The 15,817-nt window shown below is 73.3% G+C and carries 19 protein-coding genes; 14 read left to right on the forward strand and 5 right to left on the reverse strand.

All coding sequences use genetic code 11. From position 1 onward, the window contains the following. Positions 1-3 precede the first annotated feature (3 nt). On the forward strand, positions 4-1,131 hold the full coding sequence (locus ACIBSW_RS19210) for an alkane 1-monooxygenase (protein ID WP_354729724.1): 1,128 nt from the start codon (positions 4-6) through the stop codon (positions 1,129-1,131). Here the strand turns inward: ACIBSW_RS19210 and ACIBSW_RS19215 are convergent. Beyond that, a complete protein-coding gene (locus tag ACIBSW_RS19215; RefSeq protein ID WP_354729726.1) occupies positions 1,124-2,926 on the reverse strand; it encodes a glycoside hydrolase family 15 protein in 1,803 nt (600 codons plus the stop codon). The genes ACIBSW_RS19210 and ACIBSW_RS19215 overlap by 8 nt on opposite strands. 45 nt (positions 2,927-2,971) lie before the next feature. Continuing rightward, a complete protein-coding gene (locus tag ACIBSW_RS19220; RefSeq protein ID WP_354729728.1) occupies positions 2,972-3,580 on the reverse strand; it encodes a hypothetical protein in 609 nt (202 codons plus the stop codon). A gap of 169 nt (positions 3,581-3,749) precedes the next feature. Between ACIBSW_RS19220 and ACIBSW_RS19225 the strand changes: the two genes are divergently transcribed. Genes ACIBSW_RS19225 through ACIBSW_RS19245 form a run of 5 tightly spaced genes read left to right on the forward strand, consistent with a single transcriptional unit; the run spans position 3,750 to position 7,335 of the window. Beyond that, the gene (locus ACIBSW_RS19225; protein WP_354729730.1) at positions 3,750-4,907 is read left to right on the forward strand and encodes a sensor histidine kinase; all 1,158 of its coding nucleotides are present in this window, start codon (positions 3,750-3,752) and stop codon (positions 4,905-4,907) included. Continuing rightward, the gene (locus tag ACIBSW_RS19230; RefSeq protein ID WP_354729732.1) at positions 4,904-5,554 is read left to right on the forward strand and encodes a response regulator transcription factor; all 651 of its coding nucleotides are present in this window, start codon (positions 4,904-4,906) and stop codon (positions 5,552-5,554) included. The genes ACIBSW_RS19225 and ACIBSW_RS19230 overlap by 4 nt, the downstream gene beginning before the upstream one ends. Next, positions 5,551-6,051: a VanZ family protein gene (locus ACIBSW_RS19235; RefSeq protein WP_354729734.1), complete on the forward strand. Its 501-nt coding sequence runs from the start codon at positions 5,551-5,553 to the stop codon at positions 6,049-6,051. Before ACIBSW_RS19230 ends, ACIBSW_RS19235 begins: the two co-directional genes overlap by 4 nt. 28 nt (positions 6,052-6,079) lie before the next feature. Further along, positions 6,080-6,397: a hypothetical protein gene (locus ACIBSW_RS19240; protein WP_354729736.1), complete on the forward strand. Its 318-nt coding sequence runs from the start codon at positions 6,080-6,082 to the stop codon at positions 6,395-6,397. Next, positions 6,394-7,335 carry a PH domain-containing protein gene (locus tag ACIBSW_RS19245; protein WP_354729738.1) on the forward strand — a complete coding sequence of 314 codons (942 nt, stop codon included), beginning with the start codon at positions 6,394-6,396 and terminating at the stop codon, positions 7,333-7,335. The genes ACIBSW_RS19240 and ACIBSW_RS19245 overlap by 4 nt, the downstream gene beginning before the upstream one ends. On the opposite strand, the gene ACIBSW_RS19250 is transcribed toward ACIBSW_RS19245, so the two are convergent. Together ACIBSW_RS19250 and ACIBSW_RS19255 are read right to left on the reverse strand one after the other, a co-directional pair. Continuing rightward, entirely contained in the window at positions 7,304-8,479 is a 1,176-nt protein-coding gene (locus ACIBSW_RS19250) for an FAD-dependent monooxygenase (RefSeq protein ID WP_354729740.1), read from the reverse strand. The genes ACIBSW_RS19245 and ACIBSW_RS19250 overlap by 32 nt on opposite strands. 61 nt (positions 8,480-8,540) lie before the next feature. Continuing rightward, entirely contained in the window at positions 8,541-8,843 is a 303-nt protein-coding gene (locus ACIBSW_RS19255; RefSeq protein ID WP_354729742.1) for a TM2 domain-containing protein, read from the reverse strand. A gap of 236 nt (positions 8,844-9,079) precedes the next feature. On the opposite strand from ACIBSW_RS19255, the gene ACIBSW_RS19260 reads away from it, so the two are divergent. The 4 genes from ACIBSW_RS19260 to ACIBSW_RS19275 are packed head-to-tail and all read left to right on the forward strand — an operon-like array spanning position 9,080 to position 11,260. Next, the gene (locus ACIBSW_RS19260) at positions 9,080-9,622 is read left to right on the forward strand and encodes a DUF1062 domain-containing protein (RefSeq protein WP_354729744.1); all 543 of its coding nucleotides are present in this window, start codon (positions 9,080-9,082) and stop codon (positions 9,620-9,622) included. A 60-nt stretch (positions 9,623-9,682) separates the two neighbouring features. Further along, positions 9,683-10,309, forward strand: coding sequence for a class I SAM-dependent methyltransferase (locus tag ACIBSW_RS19265; RefSeq protein WP_354729746.1), 627 nt, complete (start codon positions 9,683-9,685; stop codon positions 10,307-10,309). A 43-nt stretch (positions 10,310-10,352) separates the two neighbouring features. After that, complete coding sequence (locus ACIBSW_RS19270; RefSeq protein ID WP_354729748.1) at positions 10,353-10,583, forward strand: hypothetical protein; 231 nt, start codon at positions 10,353-10,355, stop codon at positions 10,581-10,583. A gap of 2 nt (positions 10,584-10,585) precedes the next feature. After that, positions 10,586-11,260 carry a uridylate kinase gene (locus ACIBSW_RS19275; protein WP_354729750.1) on the forward strand — a complete coding sequence of 225 codons (675 nt, stop codon included), beginning with the start codon at positions 10,586-10,588 and terminating at the stop codon, positions 11,258-11,260. A gap of 15 nt (positions 11,261-11,275) precedes the next feature. On the opposite strand, the gene ACIBSW_RS19280 is transcribed toward ACIBSW_RS19275, so the two are convergent. Continuing rightward, positions 11,276-11,881, reverse strand: a complete 606-nt coding sequence (locus ACIBSW_RS19280) for a DUF402 domain-containing protein (protein WP_354729752.1) — start codon at positions 11,879-11,881, stop codon at positions 11,276-11,278. Between the two features lie 109 nt (positions 11,882-11,990). On the opposite strand from ACIBSW_RS19280, the gene alr reads away from it, so the two are divergent. Genes alr through ACIBSW_RS19300 form a run of 4 tightly spaced genes read left to right on the forward strand, consistent with a single transcriptional unit; the run spans position 11,991 to position 15,816 of the window. Continuing rightward, on the forward strand, positions 11,991-13,094 hold the full coding sequence (gene alr, locus ACIBSW_RS19285; protein WP_354729754.1) for an alanine racemase: 1,104 nt from the start codon (positions 11,991-11,993) through the stop codon (positions 13,092-13,094). A gap of 1 nt (position 13,095) precedes the next feature. Beyond that, positions 13,096-14,016 carry a D-alanine--D-alanine ligase gene (locus tag ACIBSW_RS19290; protein ID WP_404799384.1) on the forward strand — a complete coding sequence of 307 codons (921 nt, stop codon included), beginning with the start codon at positions 13,096-13,098 and terminating at the stop codon, positions 14,014-14,016. 10 nt (positions 14,017-14,026) lie between these two features. After that, on the forward strand, positions 14,027-15,166 hold the full coding sequence (locus ACIBSW_RS19295) for a histidine kinase (protein WP_354728144.1): 1,140 nt from the start codon (positions 14,027-14,029) through the stop codon (positions 15,164-15,166). Further along, positions 15,163-15,816, forward strand: coding sequence for a response regulator transcription factor (locus ACIBSW_RS19300; RefSeq protein ID WP_354728146.1), 654 nt, complete (start codon positions 15,163-15,165; stop codon positions 15,814-15,816). The genes ACIBSW_RS19295 and ACIBSW_RS19300 overlap by 4 nt, the downstream gene beginning before the upstream one ends. Position 15,817 lies beyond the last annotated feature (1 nt).

The raw sequence follows: 15,817 nt of genomic DNA on the forward strand, positions 1-15,817 counted from the left end.
CCCATGGATGTCGATGCCTCTGTCTGGCGTGACGCGAAGCGCCCACTCTGGACGCTCGCCCTGGTGGTGCCGGCCCTGCCGTTCGCCGCGCTGCTGCTCGCCGCCGCGACCGGGTCGTCGCTGGCGTGGTGGCTCACCCCGGTGTTCGTCCTCGGCGTCATCCCCGTCATCGACCTGCTCGTCGGCGACGACCGGGCCAACCCGCCGGAGGACGCCGTGCCCGCCCTGCAGGCGTCGCGGTACTACCGGTGGATCACCTACCTGTTCCTGCCCGCGCAGTTCGTCGCCCTGGTCATGGCCTGCGCGGTGTGGACCCGCGGACCCGGACCGGCCGGCGCGGTCGGTCTCGTGCTGACCGCCGGGCTGGTCAACGGCATCGCCATCAACACCGCCCACGAGCTCGGCCACAAGCGGGAGAGCGTCGAACGCTGGCTCTCCAAGATCGCCTTGGCCCCCACGGGGTACGGCCACTTCTTCGTCGAGCACAACCGCGGCCACCACGTGCGGGTCGCGACGCCCGAGGATCCGGCCAGCTCCCGGCTCGGCGAGACGTACTACCGGTTCTGGTCGCGGACCGTGCTGGGCAGCCTGCGCTCGGCGTGGCGCCTGGAGACCTCGCGGCACCGGCTGCGCGGCCGCACGCCGTGGAGCGTACGCAACGAGATCCTGCACGCCTGGGCCATGACCGCCGCCCTGTTCGCGCTCCTGACGCTCTGGTTCGGCCCCGAGGTGCTGCCGTTCCTGGTGCTGCAGGCCGTGGTCGGCTTCTCCGTCCTGGAGGCGGTCAACTACCTCGAGCACTACGGCCTGCTGCGCCAGCGCAACGCCGCCGGCCGCTACGAGCGGGTCGATCCGCGGCACAGCTGGAACAGCGACCGGCTGACCACCAACGTCTTCCTCTTCCAGCTGCAGCGGCACAGCGACCACCACGCCAATCCGCTGCGCCGGTACCAGACCCTGCGCAGCTTCGACGTCTCGCCGCAGCTGCCGGCCGGCTACGCGACGATGCTGCTGATCGCGTTCATACCGCCGCTGTGGCGGCGGGTGATGGACCACCGGGTGCTCGCGCACTACGGCGGCGACGCCACCCTGGCCAACACCGCGCCCGGCTACCCGGCGGGCGTCACTTGAGTCCCTCGCGCGCCCGCGCCTCGGAGGGTGCCAGGGCCACGCCGAGCGTGCGCGCGGTGTCGATCAGCGGAACATGGCTGAACGCCTGGGGGAAGTTGCCGACCAGGCGGTGCGCGACGGTGTCGTACTCCTCCGAGAGCAGCCCGACGTCGTTGCGCAGGGCGAGCAGCCGGGCGAACGTCTCCCGGGCGTCGTCGTGCCGGCCGAGCAGCGCATAGTTGCTCGCCAGCCAGAACGTGCAGGCCAGAAACGCGCCCTCGCCGGGCGGCAGGCCGTCGACGTCGGTGCCGGGATGCTGGGTGTATCGCTGCACGAAACCGTCGACCAGCAGATGCTTCTCGATCGCGGCGACGGTGCCGGTCACCCGTTCGTCGCCGGCCGGCAGGAAGCCGACCAGCGGCACCATGAGCAGGGCCGCGTCGAGCTCGGTCGAGCCGTAGAACTGGGTGAACGTCCGGCGCGACGGGTCGTAACCCTTCTCGAGGATCTCACCGCGGATCTCCTCGCGCAGCGCGGCCCAGCGCTCGACCGGGCCTTCGAGGTCGAACTCCTCGACCGCCTTGACCGCGCGGTCGGCGGCCACCCAGGCCATCAGCTTGGAGTGCACGAACTGCCGCGGGCCGCCGCGTACCTCCCAGATGCCCTCGTCCGGGTCGCGCCAGTGCCGTTCCACGAACTCCATCAGCTTGACCTGGAGCCCCCAGCTCGGATCGTCGGCCTTGAGGCCGGCCCGGCGGCCCTGGTGCAGGGCGTCCATCACCTCGCCGTACACGTCCAGCTGGAACTGCTCGGCGGCGGCGTTGCCGATCCGGACCGGGTTGCCGTCGTAGCCGGACAGCCAGGTCGCCACGTACTCGTCGAGGCGGCGCTCGCCGGCCACGCCGTACATGATCTGCAGTTCGGCCGGATTGCCGGCGATGGCCCGCAGCAGCCACTTGCGCCAGGCGATCGCCTCGCTCTGAAAGCCGGAGTACATCAGCGACTGCAGCGTGATCGTGGCGTCGCGGAGCCAGCAGAAGCGGTAGTCCCAGTTGCGCACGCCGCCGAGCTGCTCCGGGAGGCTGGTGGTGGCGGCCGCGACGATTCCGCCGGTCGGGGCGTACGTGAGGGCCTTGAGCGTGAGCAGCGAGCGGACCACGGCGTCGCGCCACTCGCCCTGGTAGGTGCACGCCGACACCCAACCGCGCCAGTAGCCCTCGGTCACGCCGAGCTCGTGCAGTGGATCGAGCGGCTCCGGGGGCGCCAGGTGCGAGGGCCGCCAGGTCAGGGCGAACGGGATCCGGTCGCCGCTGTCCACCCGGAAATCCGCGACCGTGGCCAGGTTCTCCCCGCGGGTCGCGACCGGCGTGCGCAGCCACGCCGCGTCGGGGCCGGCGACCGCGACAAGGTCCTCTCCCTCGCGGTACACCCACGGCACGACGTGCCCGTAGTCGAAGCGCAGCCGCATGGCCATGGACATCGGCACGCTGCCCCGGACGCCCTCGACGATGCGGATCAGGGTGGGCGCCTCGTCCCGCGGCGGCATGAAGTCGATCAGGCGGACGACCCCGTCCGCGGTCTCGAACTCGGTCTCCAGCACCAACGTGTCGTCCCGGTACCGGCGCCGGGTGGCGATGACCTCGCCACCCGGCCGGATCGTCCAGTGCCCGTTCTCCTCGTCACCGAGCAGCGCGGCGAAGACCGCACCCGAGTCGAACCGCGGCGCGCAGAACCAGTCGATCGACCCGTCGCGCCCCACCAGCGCGGCGGTCTGCGTGTCGGCAATGATCGCGTACTCCTCGATCGGCAGCGCCATGCCTGGGTCCATACCCCGGCACCGTCCGATCTGAACGCCGCGTCGTCACGCGGCGAGGCCCTCGGCGCGCGCGACGCGTCGACCGGCCCCGGTCTCCTCCGGCTCCCGGACCAGCGCGGTGGCGAGCCAGGTCACGCCGATCGCGCCGACGGCCAGGCCGGACAGGTACGCCGCCTCGGGCACCGAGGTACGCAGGGCGGCGAGGCACAGGCCCGGCACGTACAGGGCGAGCGCGATCCTGGGCAGCACCCCGGCCCGCCAGGAGGCGACGCCGAAGAGCAGCACCCCGGCCAGGAAGGTCATGGCCACCACCAGGAAGTACGGGCGGCCCGGGCCGGTCAGCAGCTGCTCGCGGGTCGTGGCGTCCTGGTACTGCAGCACGGCGTGGGTGAGGAACTCGATCGCGAACAGCCCGCTCAGCCCGAGGTGGTGCAGCACGAAGCCGGCCAGCCCGAGCCAGCCCGCCGCATGCCGCTGGCGCAGGTAGAGCGCGGTGAGCGTGAGCAGCAGCAGCGCGCTGGCCGGCGGCGCCAGGGCATGGGTGAGGCCGTTCTCCGGGATGACCCCGGCCCGGCGGGCGACCGCCACCAGGATGAGGGCGCCGCCGAGCACGCCGGCCAGCCCGGCGAGGCGGTAGAGCATTCGATCGGACATGTTGGACTCCTTCGGTAGCGGACGCCGCCACCGTGCCGCGCGCCGGCCGGCCGCCGGTAGTGCCGCCGGGCCGGATCCGGCGCCGGGCGCGGCCGTTCGGCACCTGACCATCGGCCAGGATCCGAGCGCGGCCGTAGGAATCCTTGAGGTGGTTGCCTAGCCTGGCGGCATGGCTGTTGACGCACCGCCGCTGCGGTGGATGGCCTCGCTGCTCTACGGCGCGGTGCTGCTCACCGGCCTCTACTTCGTCGTCGCCGGCCTGGCGCCGGACGCGTCGGCGGCGAGCGTCGCCGGGTTCGTGGCCGCCCTGCTGGCGCTGCTCGTCGTGGAGCAGCTCGACTGGCGCGCGCCGACGACCCGTCGGCGGGCGATCGTGCTCCTCGCCGTACGGATGCTGCTGCTGGCGGCCGTGAACACGGCCGACCCCGGCGGTTTCGCCCGCGTGCTCTATGTCCTGCCGCCGTTCGTCGCCTACCTCTCGCTCGGCCGCGAGGCCGGGCACCTCGTGGCCGTGGCCTACCTGACGGGCGCCGTGGTCCAGGCCGTGTCGATCCCGGGCTGGCATTCCGATCCGGAGATCGTCTCCGACCTGCTGATGTTCTTCGTCGGAATGGTGCTCGCCCTCGCCGCCGCGGCCTTCGCGGCCGACCAGCGACGCAGCCGGCTGCGCGCCGAGCGGCTGGTGGACGACCTTCGGCTGGCGCAGCGCCGGGTGGCCGAGCTGGGCGCGGCCGCCGAGCGCAACCGGCTGGCCCGCGACATCCACGACAGCCTCGGCCATCACCTGACCGCGATCAGCGTGCAGCTGGCCAAGGCCGAGGCGTTCCGGGACCGGGACCCGGCCGCCGCGGACCGGGCCGTCGCCGACGCGCACCGGGCCGCGGGGCGGGCGCTGCGCGAGATCCGGGAATCCGTCGGCGTCCTGCGGGCCGAGCCGTTCCTGCTGGCGGTCGCCCTCGGCGCGCTGGCCGAGGGCCTCGACGACGCCGGTTTCCGGGTACGCCTGGAGGTCAGCGGCAGCGAGTCGGCGCACGACCGGGCCGGCCTGGAGGCGCTGTACCGGGTGGCGCAGGAGGCGCTGACCAACGCACGCCGGCACGCCGCCGCGGACCGGGTCGAGGTGGTGCTGCGGTGCGGCGACGCGGACGCGGTGCTCGAGGTCGAGGACAACGGGCGGGGCTTCGCCGTCGAGGCGGCGACCGGCACCGGCCTGCCGGGGATGCGGGAGCGGCTGGCCGCGCTGGGCGGCAGCGTCCGGGTGGAGTCCGCGCCCGGCCGCGGCACCCGGGTGGTGGCGTGCCTGCCGGGGCCGGCGGTGGCCCGGTGACCTCCGCGCCGGAGCCGGTGCGCGTGCTGGTCGCCGACGACCAGGCGCTGATCCGGGAGGGCATCGCCTCCCTGCTGAGCATCGAGCCCGGCATCGAGGTGGTCGGCACCGCGGCGGACGGCCGGGCCGCGGTGGCGCTCGCCGTGCAGACCCGGCCCGACGTGGTGCTGATGGACGTCCGGATGCCGGTGCTGGACGGGCTGCGCGCCGCCGAGCTGCTGCGCGAGCGGCTGCCGTCGTGCCGGGTGCTGATGCTGACCACCTTCGACGACGAGGAGTACGTGGTCCGGGCGCTGCGTGCCGGCACCGGCGGCTACCTGCTGAAGGACCTGCCGCCGCGGGAGCTGGCCCAGGCGGTGCGGCTGGCCCGGGCCGGCGTCGACCAGCACGACAGCGCGGCGCTGCGCCGGCTGGTCACGGCCCTGGACCGGGCCGCGCCGGCGCGTACGCCGCGGGTCGACCTGACCGGGCGGGAACAGGCGGTGCTGCGGCTGGTCGCGGTGGGCGCCACCAACCGGGAGATCGCCGCCCGGCTGCATCTGAGCGAGGGGACCGTGAAGAACCACATCTCCCGGATCCTGGAGCGGCTCGGGCTGCGGGACCGGACCCAGGCGGCGATCTACGCCCGGGACCGGGGCCTGCTGTGAGGACGTTCGGCGGCGTGGTGCTGTTCACGGTTGCGGTGCTGCCGATTGCCGCGCTGGCGGCGTGGGCGCTGGCCCGCCGACGCACCTGGCGCAGTTCGCTGGCCGAGGTCGGCATCGTCTACGGGACGGTGCCCTGGGTATGGATGATCATGATGCCGGGGGAGCGGGCCGGGTCGGTGGCCGGCCGGGTGAGCCTGGTGCCGCTGCGGGACCTGCTCACGGTCCTCGCCGCCGGGCCGCTGACGGTGACCGTCCAGATCGTCGGCAACCTGCTGGTCTTCGCCGCGCTCGGCCTGCTGGCGCCGCTGCGGTTCGCGGCGCTGGCGTCGGTGCCGCGGATCCTGGCGCTCGCGGCGGGGTGCTCGGTCCTGGTCGAGGTCGCCCAGTACGTCCTGCGGCTGGACCGGGTGTCGTCCGTGGACGACGTGCTGCTCAACGCCGCCGGCGCCGGCCTGGCCGCGCTGGCGTCACGCCGTTGGTGGCTCGCACTATCTTGATCACTCACGGTGCCCGTAGCATCACCGCATGGCGGGATCCATGGTCGACGGCGCCCTCGTGGCCGTCCTCGACGTGCTCCTGGACGCCTGGGACGGGCAGGCCGAGATCCACGGCTGGGAGATCATGCACCGCACCCGCCGGTCCGGTCCGAGCGTCTACCGCGCCCTCGACAAGCTCGAGGAGATGGGCTGGATCACCGCCTCCTGGGAGGAGCTGAAGGCCGGCGAGCAGCGACCCAGGCTGCGCTACTACCGCATCGTGGCAGAGAAGGTCGACCTGGCCCGCGCGCGGACCGCCGGGCACAACCGGCCGTCTCCGCGGCTGCGCCCCAGGTACGGCACATGAGCGGCATCGAGATCGTCATCGGTGTCGTCCTCGGACTGATCGTCAACGAAGCCACCGACCTCTCGCCCTGGCTGGGCCGGGTCCTGGTGCGGTGGGCGGCCGGCCTCGAGTACGCCGAGGACCACCCGCAGCGGCCGGTCCGGACCGAGGAGTTGCAGGCGCTCATCACCGTACGCCCGGGGAAACTCCTGAAGCTGCTGACCGGGATGGGCTTCCTGTCGGCGGCGGTGCTCACCCGGCTGCGGCGGCTGGTCGGCTCCGACTCGGACGGGTCGCTGGCCGAGGCCCTTCCGCCGCGGGAGTACCGCGAGGACGAGCCGACCACGCTGGTCGCTCGCTACCTGTTCCCGACCGAGCGATACCGCGGCGAGTGGAAGCGCCACTGGATCAACGTCGTCAAGTCCGGCTCGATCATCCTCCTCTACGGTGTCCTCGGCGTGTGGGTCACGCAGCTGAGGATCAAGCCGCAGTACGCGGGCTTCCTGACCGCCGCGATCTGCGTCGCGACCCTGTTCCTCATCGCCTACCGGTTCCTCGGCTGGTGGTTCGACCGGTTCGTGATCACGAACAAGCGGGTGATGATGACCCGCGGCATCCTCTGGCGGCGGGTGCGGATGGTGCCGCTGCTGCGCGTCGTCGACATCCAGTACAACCAGACCGTGCTCGGGCGCCTGCTGAGCTACGGCAGCTTCACCAGCAGCGACCGCACCACCCGGCGCACCATCAGCCAGCTGCGCGACCTGCCCAATCCGAACGAGCTCTACCTGCGTCTGCTCGAGGAGATGTACGAGCCCACCGCGGTGGAGGCGCGGCTCGGGGTCGACGACGAGGACGGCGAGCCGGCCGCCCCCGCGACCGACGAGGTGATCGCCGGGCTCGAGAAGCTCATCCTGAGCATCGAGTCCCTCATCGTGGCGCTCGGCCGGTCGGAGCGCTGAGCCGCGGGGGTTCGTAGGCGTACAGGTGCGCGGTGGCCCGCTCGTAGAACAGCGGCACGAACAGGCGCATCATCAGCGCCTGCGCCCGGCGCTTCACCGGGCCGGCCTTCTTCATGCCGCGGTTGTCCTCGGCCGCGTCCAGGAGCCTGGCGATCCGCGGGCGCCGCTCGGCGTCGTACGCCCTCAGCGCGCCGGGGATCGCCGGCTCCGACCGCAGCGCCGTGGCCAGGGCGAGCGCGTCCTCGATCGCCATCGACGCGCCCTGGCCCGCGCCGACCGGATGGGCGGCGTCGCCGATCAGCACGGTCCGCTCGCCGTGCCAGGTCGGCACCGGGTCGACCGCGTGGAAGAGCACGGCCGGGTGCAGGCGGGTGGTCGCCGCGATGACCGCCGACGGCACCCTCTCGTCCCGGTACAGCCGGGCGATGTCGCGCAGCCGGTCGGCGTCGTCGACACCCGCGCGTCCGGGCTCGTCCGGGCGGGCGATCTGCGCCTGCCACCACACCTCGCCCGGGCCGGCGGCCAGGTGGATGAAGGCGCCGTTGCGGGCGAAGGTCAGGTTGAACACGCCCGGCTCGACGCCGTCCATCCTGGACACGCCGGAGATCGCGTAGAGCCCGGCGTACTCCGGAACGGGTGCGGCGGGGTCGAGCAGGCCGCGCACGATCGACCGGATTCCGTCGGCGGCGACCAGCAGGTCGGCGCCGTCGCGCCGGCCGCCGGCGAACTCGGCCCGCACGCCGTCGGCCGTCTCCGTCACGCCGACGGCGCGCTCGCCGGTGACGATGCGGGCTCCGGCCGCGGCGGCCGCGTCCCGCAGCGCCGCCACCAGGCGACCGCGCGGCAGCGTGACGCTGTGCAGGGTGTCCGCGCTGCGCCGGCCGCGCGGCACGTCGCCGAGCAGGCGGCCGCCGGCCGACCACATCCGCTGCCGGGGTATCTCGACGCCGGCGGCCTGGACCGGCTCGAGGCAGCCGAGCACGTCCAGGCAGCGCAGGCCGTTGCCGGCCAGGCTCACGAACGAGCCGACGTCGCCGGCCGGATCCTCGTACGCCTCGTAGACGGTGGCCTCGACGCCGACGCGCCGCAGCGCCAGGGCCGCCGCGGCGCCGGCGACACCCCCGCCGATGATGATCGATCGCATGCCCGTCCGCCTTTCACTGAATACGGATTCAGTGAAAGTATGTTCAGTGCGGCGATGGAGGTCAACCGTCGATGATGCCGTACCGGTCCATGATCTCGGCTCGTCGCGCGCGGTTCACCGCGCGCACCCGGCGGCCGACGGCGAACACGTCGAGCAGCGTCCACAGGCCGCAGCCGCCGAGGGTGAACAGCATCGCCATCGAGCGGCCGGTGTCGCCGAGGTAGAACCGGTGCCCGCCGAAGATGCCGACCGCGCACCACAGCGCGTACGCGATCCGCGGGTCCTTCCGGCAGGCCCGGTACTCCGACTCGGCGCGCAGGGTCCGCATTCTCTCCCACTCGGGGAGCGGTTTCGCCGGCATCATCGGCGCAACGGTAGCCGCATCGATAACCGGTGGAGCGGTCCGGCGTCGCGCTGTTAGCGTCGCCGGGTCGTAGCACCGGAACAAGGACGGGCCGTTGTACATCAGCTGAGACATTCCACCGCCCCGGGCAGGGGCTGGGCCCTGCTCGTCTGAGCACGGGCATCCGCGTCATGCGCGGACTCCTCCGCGGAGCGTCGTCTCCGCACGGAAATGTCGCAGCAGATCGGTCTTCGTCTATGAATTCCATAGCAACACAATGGCTGGTACGCCCCACGGGCCTCCCGCTCATCCGTCGGCGCTGCCTGAGGTGCGCGTCCTCGCGGTACCGCGCGCACGGCAAGTTCCGGATCAACGCGAACCACAAGCTCCTCGACGTCTGGCTCCTGGCGCTGTGCGCCGGATGCGGGGAGACCGTCAAGCTGACGGTCCTGGAACGCACCAACGTCCGCGCCATCGACCCGTCGGCCCTGACCCGGTTCCACGACAACGACGTGGAGCTCGCGGCGAAGGTGCTGGCGGACCCGATGCTTCTGCGCCGCAACGGCGTCTCGCTCGACTGGGACGGCGCGTGGGCGCTGGAGAAGGCGGGGGCCGGCGCGACCGCCGTGTCGGTCCGCTTCCTCCGGCCGATACCGATCAGGCTGACGAGCCTGCTGTCGGCCGGGTTGGGGGTGTCGCGATCGGAGGTGCGGCGGCTCGTCGCCGACGGCGGCCTCTCCTCGAAGCAACGCCTGACCGGGCGATCGTCCGGCGACTTCAGCTTCACCCTCCGCCGCTGAACGACCGCCCGGGGTGGCGCGAGTCGTCACCCCGGGCGGCCGTCGCCTAATGTCGCCGGCATGATCGAAGCCGAGCCTTACGACGCCGTCGCGCACACCTATGCGGAACTGTTCCGCGACACCCTGCGCGACAGTCCGCTGGACCGCGCGATCCTGGGCGCCTTCGCCGACCTCGTCACCGCGGGCGGCAACGACCGGGTCGCGGACCTGGGCTGCGGCCCCGGCCACATCACCGCACACCTGAGCGGGCTCGGGCTGACGGCGTTCGGCGTCGACGCCTCCCCGGTGATGATCGAGTTGGCCCGGCAGACCCACCCGGACCTGCGGTTCGACGTGGGCACGATGGTCGCGCTCGACATCGCCGACGGCGTCCTGGGCGGCGTGCTCTCCCGCTGGTCCGTCATACACACCCCGCCGGCGGAGATCGGCGTCATCCTGGCGGAGTTCCACCGCGTGCTGGCGCCCGGCGGCCACCTTCTGATCTGCTTCCCGGCGAGCGAGGACCGGTCACACCCGACCGAGGTCTACGACCACACGGTCGCGCCGGCCTACCGGTGGTGGCCCGACCACCTCGCCGCCCTGCTGCGCGAGGCCGGGCTGGCCGAGGTGGCCCGGATGGTCCGCGAGCCGCAGCCCACCGACCGCCGGCAGTTCAAGGAGATCCAACTGCTGGCCCGCAAAGCCTAGGACCTTCGCGAGCGCCCTTGAAGCCACGGTGGATGATCGGGCCGTGTTCAACTACGCGCCGTCCGACTACGTGTGCCCGTTCTGCCGGCTGGTGGCGGGTGGTGAGGACGAATGGCGAACGCAGCGCGACGTCGTGCGGCGCGACGATCTGGCGACCGCGTTCGTCTCGCCCCGATGGTGGCCGAAGAATCACGGCCCGCAGCGGGACTTCACCCCGGCCGAGCAGCGACTGCCTTACGCGGACAAGCTGCGGGATCACTTCTCGTCGAACTGACCATGGGACAAGGCGCTCGCGACGAGCTGCTCGGCCGCCTGGCCGAGGCGGTCGAATCCGTCACCGTCTCGCACCCGACGCGGGTCGCCGTCGACGGGCCGCCCGCCGCGGGTAAGACCACGCTCGCCGACGAACTGGCCGTCGTCCTGCGCGCGCGGGGCCGCGACGTCATCCGCGCGACGATCGACGATTTCCTCTTCCCCCGGGCGCGGCGCTATCCGCGCGGCGAGTACTCGGCGCAAGGCTGCTACCTCGACGCACACGACCACGGCGCGCTGAACCGGGTCCTGCTCGATCCGCTCGGCCCGGGCGGGGATCGACGCTTCCGGCGCGCGGTCTACGACCACACCGCGGATGCCGTGCTGTCGCCGCCGGCCGCGACCGCCACCGCCGACGCCGTGCTGGTCTTCGACGGCGTCTTCCTGATGCGCCCGGAACTGATCGACCGGTGGGACCTGCGCGTCCTGGTGTCGACCGCGCTGGACAAGACCGTGGAACGTGCCGTGATCCGGGAGGGCCGGGTGTCATCCCGGGCCGACGTCGAACGGCGCTGGCGCGAGCGCTACCTCCCCGCCCAGCGGCTCTACCTCGCCACGGTCCGCCCGGCCGAGCACGCCGACCTCATAGTGCACAACGACGATCCCCGCCGGCCGGTCTGCGAGACCCGAACCCGCTGACCGCGGCGCGCGGGCTCAGCCCGGCCCGCCGCCGAGCCGCGGCGGCGACCAGGCCGGATCGGGCCGGAAGTCCGTGAGGGTGCCGTCGAACGGGAACCGCCCCGCCACGATCATCTCGATGAGCCGTTCACCCTCGGCGCGGATCGCGCTGGCCCCCGCGCTGTCGAAGTAGAGGGGGTGGCCGATGCGGCGTTCGAATTCGTCGGCGTCCTTCCACTCCCACTCGCGTTGCGGCGTGACGACGATGTCGAGGACGAGGTCCCTGGTTCGTACCTCGCCGTGCTGCCGGACGTGGGGCTCCTCCAGGTTGACGTACCAGCCGGAGAACGCGCCCTCCTTGAAGAACCACCACACGGAGTAGGAGGCCTGCGGCGGCATGAGGATCAGGACGTCACCCTGCCAGGCGCGGACGGTCAGTTTCGGGTCCCGCATCCGGTCCGGGGTGAGGTCGTGCGGCGTGTTGCCGTCGGCGTCGACGAGGATGGCGAAGTCGCTCCCGGCCGGCTGCCAGAGCAGCAGCCCGCGCTCGTCGTCGGCGACCACCCGCATCGCCTGCGCCCAGCTGCACCAGCGCCCGCGCAGGTATCGACGGGTGACGACCTCGCCGGGCTCGAATCGCATCGCGGCAGCGTAGTCGGGCTCCGCCAGTATCAAGATCCAATACCTGGGTACACCGCGGCGGTACCTGAGAGTGATGTGCGCGGACCTCGCCTTCGGCGATCTTCATCGCATGATCCTTCTCAGTGACCCGCCGGGGCGGGCCCGCAACGGCGCCGCCGCGCGGATCGTCGTCGATCTGGACGCCGTCGCGCACAACACCCGGGTGCTCGCGGCGCGGGCGCGGGGTGAGTTGATGGCCGTGGTCAAGGCGGACGGCTTCGGGCACGGCGCCGTCGGGGTGGCCCGGGCCGCGATCGGGGCCGGCGCGAGGTGGCTGGGCGTCACCGGGATTCCGGAGGCGCTGGAACTGCGCGCGGCGGGGCTGGGCGCGCCGGTGCTGAGCTGGCTCAACCCGTTGGCCGCCGACTTCGCTTCCGCCGTACGGGAAAATATTGATCTTGCGGTTCCCAGTCTTTCGCACCTGGCGGTGATGCCGGCGGGTGCGCGGGTGCACCTGCAGGTGGACACGGGGATGGCGCGCGACGGCGCGGCGCCGGAGCAGTGGGCCGGGCTGTGCCGGGCGGCGCGCGAGGCGGAGGCGTCCGGGCGGGTCGTCGTGGCCGGGGTGATGAGTCACCTGGCCGGGCCGGACACCGCGGGCGCGCTGCGGCGCTTCCGGGAGTGCGTCGACGTCGCGCGCGGGCACGGGCTGCGCCCGGCGGTGTGTCACCTGGCCGCGACGGCCGCCACCCTGACCGTCCCGGAGGCCCACCTCGACCTGGTACGCACCGGCGCCGGGCTGGTCGGCATCGACCCGACCGGCGGCAACGCCCTGCGCGGGGCGATGACGCTCACCGCGCCGGTCGTCGAGGTGCGCCGGGTCGCGGCCGGCACCCCGGTCGGATACGACCACGCGTGGCGGGCGTCCCGGGACACCACGCTCGCGCTGCTGCCGGTCGGCTACGCGGACGGGCTGCCCCGCACGGCCGGGCCGCACGCCGAGGTGCTGCTCGGTGGTCGCCGGTGCCGCGTCGCGGGCCGGATCTCCATGGATCAGGTCGTCGTCGAGGCGGGTCCGGGCTGCCGGCCGGGTGACATCGCCGTCGCCTTCGGGCCCGGGCGGCACGGCGAGCCGACCGTCGCCGACTGGGCGGGCTGGGCCGGCACCCTGCCGCACGAGATCGTCACCGGGCTCGGCGCCCGCCCGCACCGCCACGTCATCGGAGGGAACTGACATGACCCGCATCCGGGCCGCCGTCATCGGCGGCGGCGGCAACGGCGAACACGACGTCTCGCTGGCCTCGGCCGCGGCCGTCGCCGACGCCCTGGACCCGTCGAGGTACGACGTCGTCCGGCTCACCGTCGGGCGCGACGGCGCCTGGCCCGGCGGGCTGCCCGCCGCGGTCGGGATCCTGCAGGGCTGCGACGTCGCCTTGCCGATCGTGCACGGCCCGCGCGGCGAGGACGGCGCCCTCGCCGCGCTCCTCGACCTGGCCGGCGTCCCGTACGCCGGCTCGGGGCTGCGCGCCGGCGCCCTCGCGATGGACAAGTGGGTGACCAAGCTGATCGCCGAGGAGCTCGGCATCCGCACCGCGCCGGGGCGGCTGCTGACCGCGCGGACCGTCGACGGGTACGCCTGGAGCGGCCCGGTCGTGGTCAAGCCGGTCGCCGCCGGATCGAGCCTCGGCGTCGCCGCGGTCCGCGCGCCGGGGGACCTGCCCGGCGCGCTGGCCGAGGCGCTGCGCCACGACGACCGCGTCCTCGTCGAGCGCGTCGTCGAGGGCCGGGAGGTGGACGTCGCGGTCCTCGACGGTCCCGGCGGCCGGATCGTCTCCCCGGCCCTGGAGATCGTCGCCGACGGGTTCTTCGACTACGCGGCCAAGTACGGCGGCGCCACGACGTTCCTGGTGCCCGCGCCGATCGACGCGGCCGCCGGCAAGGCCCTCGAGGCCGCCGCGGGCGCGATGTTCGACGCGCTCGGCTGCCGTGGCGTCGCCCGCGTCGACTTCTTCCTGACCGCGGACGGGCCGGTGCTCAACGAGGTGAACACGATGCCCGGCCTCACCGAGCACTCCCAGGTGCCGCGGATGTTCGCGGCCGCCGGGATGGGCTATCCGGACCTGCTTGACCGGTTGATCAGCGACGCGCTGGCCTAACGTGGAGGAGGTGAGCGATCGGGGGACGCTGTTCTGCACGACGGCCGCGGTCGCCGTGCTCTTCTCCGGCGCGATCGAGTACGGCGGTCAGGGCCCCCTGTTCCTGCTGGTCGTGCTCGGCACCGCGCTGGCCGTCGCGGCGGTACCGCACGCGCCCTGGTTCTCGCTGGTGCTGGCCTGGCTGATCCCGATCTGCCAGGCGGCCACCGGCACGCCGCTGGTGATGACCCAGGCGGCCGTGGCGGTGATCGCGTTCGGGGTGGCCCGCTGGGGCGGGCGGGCCGCGCTCTGGGCGAGCGCGCTGTCGATCGCGGCCGGATCGGTGGTCGCGGTGGCGCTGATCGACGCGCGGGCCGTGAACCTCTACATCCCGTACTCCTCCTGGGAACTCGCCGGCCGGACCATCGACCAGCTCGGGTTCGGCTGGCAGGTCGGCACCGTCCTGGTGTTCGCGGCGCTGCTCGGCACGCCGTGGCTGGCCGGGCTCGCCCTGCGGATCTCCGACCGGGCCCGGATCGACCTGGAACGGGCCGCCCGGGAACGCGCCCGCGCCGAGCAGACCGCCCGGATCCGGGACGCGCAGACCCGGCTGGCCCGCGACGTGCACGACGTCGTCGGCCACTCCCTCGCGGTGATCCTGGCGCAGGCCGAATCCGGGCAGTACCTGCCCGATGACGACCCGGCCGCCCTCAAGTCGGCCCTGGCGACGATCGCCACCTCGGCCCGCACGTCGCTCGGCGACGTGCGGCAGGTGCTGACCGCGACCCGCGACTCCGCCGACGACCTGGACCGGCTGATCGACAACCTGCGCGAGGGCGGCCACGAGGTGATGTCCGGCCAGACGGGCACGCCCCGGCCCCTCGACGAGGAACAGCGGATCACCGCGTACCGGGTGCTGCAGGAGATGCTGACCAACGCGATCCGGCACGGCCTTCGGGGCGGGGCCTTGACCGTACGGCGAACGTGGTCGCCCGGCACGCTGGAGATCGAGGTCCGCAACGCGATCGAAGCCACCGCGGACGACCGGCCGGGTCCGGCGGGCTCCGGGCTGGACGGCATGCGGCAGCGGCTCGCCGGCGTCGGCGGCACCCTGTCGGCCGGCGTGCACGGCGACGTGTACGTCGCGACGGCGAGGATCCCGCTGCCGTGAGCGACGACATCACCGTGCTGGTCGTCGACGACCAGGAGCTGTTCCGGGCCGGCGTCGCGGTCATCCTCAACGCCCAGCCGGGCATCCGCGTGGTCGGCGAGGCCGGCGACGGCGCGGACGCGGTGCGCCTGGTCGAGGAGCTGCGCCCGGACGTCGTCCTGATGGATCTGCGCATGCCCGGAACGGACGGCGTCGAGGCGACCCGGCTCATCTACGCCACCGCGCCGCCGCACCCGGTACGCGTCCTGGTACTCACCACGTTCAACCTGGACGACCGGGCGGCCACCGCGATCCGCCACGGCGCCAGCGGCTTCCTGCTGAAGGACACCACGCCCGCGCAGCTGACCGACGCGGTCCGCAGCGTGCACGCCGGCAACGCGGTGCTCGCGCCCGCCGACCTGTCGGCGCTGCTGAGGACCCAGTTCCCGGAGCGGGCGCCGGTACCGGACGCCTATCTCACGCTGACCGACAAGGAGCGGGCCGTCTTCCGGGCGGTGGCCCGCGGAATGTCGAACGCGGAGATCGCCGCCGAGATCTTCGCGGGGGAGTCGACAGTGAAGACCCACGTCGGCGCGATCCTGCGCAAGCTGTCGCTGCGCGACCGGGTGCAGATAGCGGTGTTCGCACACGAGCACGGCCTGCTCTCGTGAG

This window comes from Actinoplanes sp. NPDC049668 (assembly GCF_044465445.1).
GTDB lineage: Bacteria > Actinomycetota > Actinomycetes > Mycobacteriales > Micromonosporaceae > Actinoplanes.

Coding starts and splice junctions, on each gene's coding strand:
- ACIBSW_RS19210 (WP_354729724.1), top strand. CDS start 4: ATGGATGTCGATGCCTCTGTCTGGCGTGACGCGAAGCGCCCACTCTGG.
- ACIBSW_RS19225 (WP_354729730.1), top strand. CDS start 3,750: ATGGCTGTTGACGCACCGCCGCTGCGGTGGATGGCCTCGCTGCTCTAC.
- ACIBSW_RS19290 (WP_404799384.1), top strand. CDS start 13,096: ATGACCCGCATCCGGGCCGCCGTCATCGGCGGCGGCGGCAACGGCGAA.
- ACIBSW_RS19245 (WP_354729738.1), top strand. CDS start 6,394: ATGAGCGGCATCGAGATCGTCATCGGTGTCGTCCTCGGACTGATCGTC.
- ACIBSW_RS19265 (WP_354729746.1), top strand. CDS start 9,683: ATGATCGAAGCCGAGCCTTACGACGCCGTCGCGCACACCTATGCGGAA.
- ACIBSW_RS19255 (WP_354729742.1), bottom strand. CDS start 8,843: ATGATGCCGGCGAAACCGCTCCCCGAGTGGGAGAGAATGCGGACCCTG.
- ACIBSW_RS19275 (WP_354729750.1), top strand. CDS start 10,586: ATGGGACAAGGCGCTCGCGACGAGCTGCTCGGCCGCCTGGCCGAGGCG.
- ACIBSW_RS19240 (WP_354729736.1), top strand. CDS start 6,080: ATGGCGGGATCCATGGTCGACGGCGCCCTCGTGGCCGTCCTCGACGTG.
- ACIBSW_RS19280 (WP_354729752.1), bottom strand. CDS start 11,881: ATGCGATTCGAGCCCGGCGAGGTCGTCACCCGTCGATACCTGCGCGGG.
- ACIBSW_RS19260 (WP_354729744.1), top strand. CDS start 9,080: ATGAATTCCATAGCAACACAATGGCTGGTACGCCCCACGGGCCTCCCG.
- alr (WP_354729754.1), top strand. CDS start 11,991: ATGATCCTTCTCAGTGACCCGCCGGGGCGGGCCCGCAACGGCGCCGCC.
- ACIBSW_RS19250 (WP_354729740.1), bottom strand. CDS start 8,479: ATGCGATCGATCATCATCGGCGGGGGTGTCGCCGGCGCCGCGGCGGCC.
- ACIBSW_RS19215 (WP_354729726.1), bottom strand. CDS start 2,926: ATGGCGCTGCCGATCGAGGAGTACGCGATCATTGCCGACACGCAGACC.
- ACIBSW_RS19220 (WP_354729728.1), bottom strand. CDS start 3,580: ATGTCCGATCGAATGCTCTACCGCCTCGCCGGGCTGGCCGGCGTGCTC.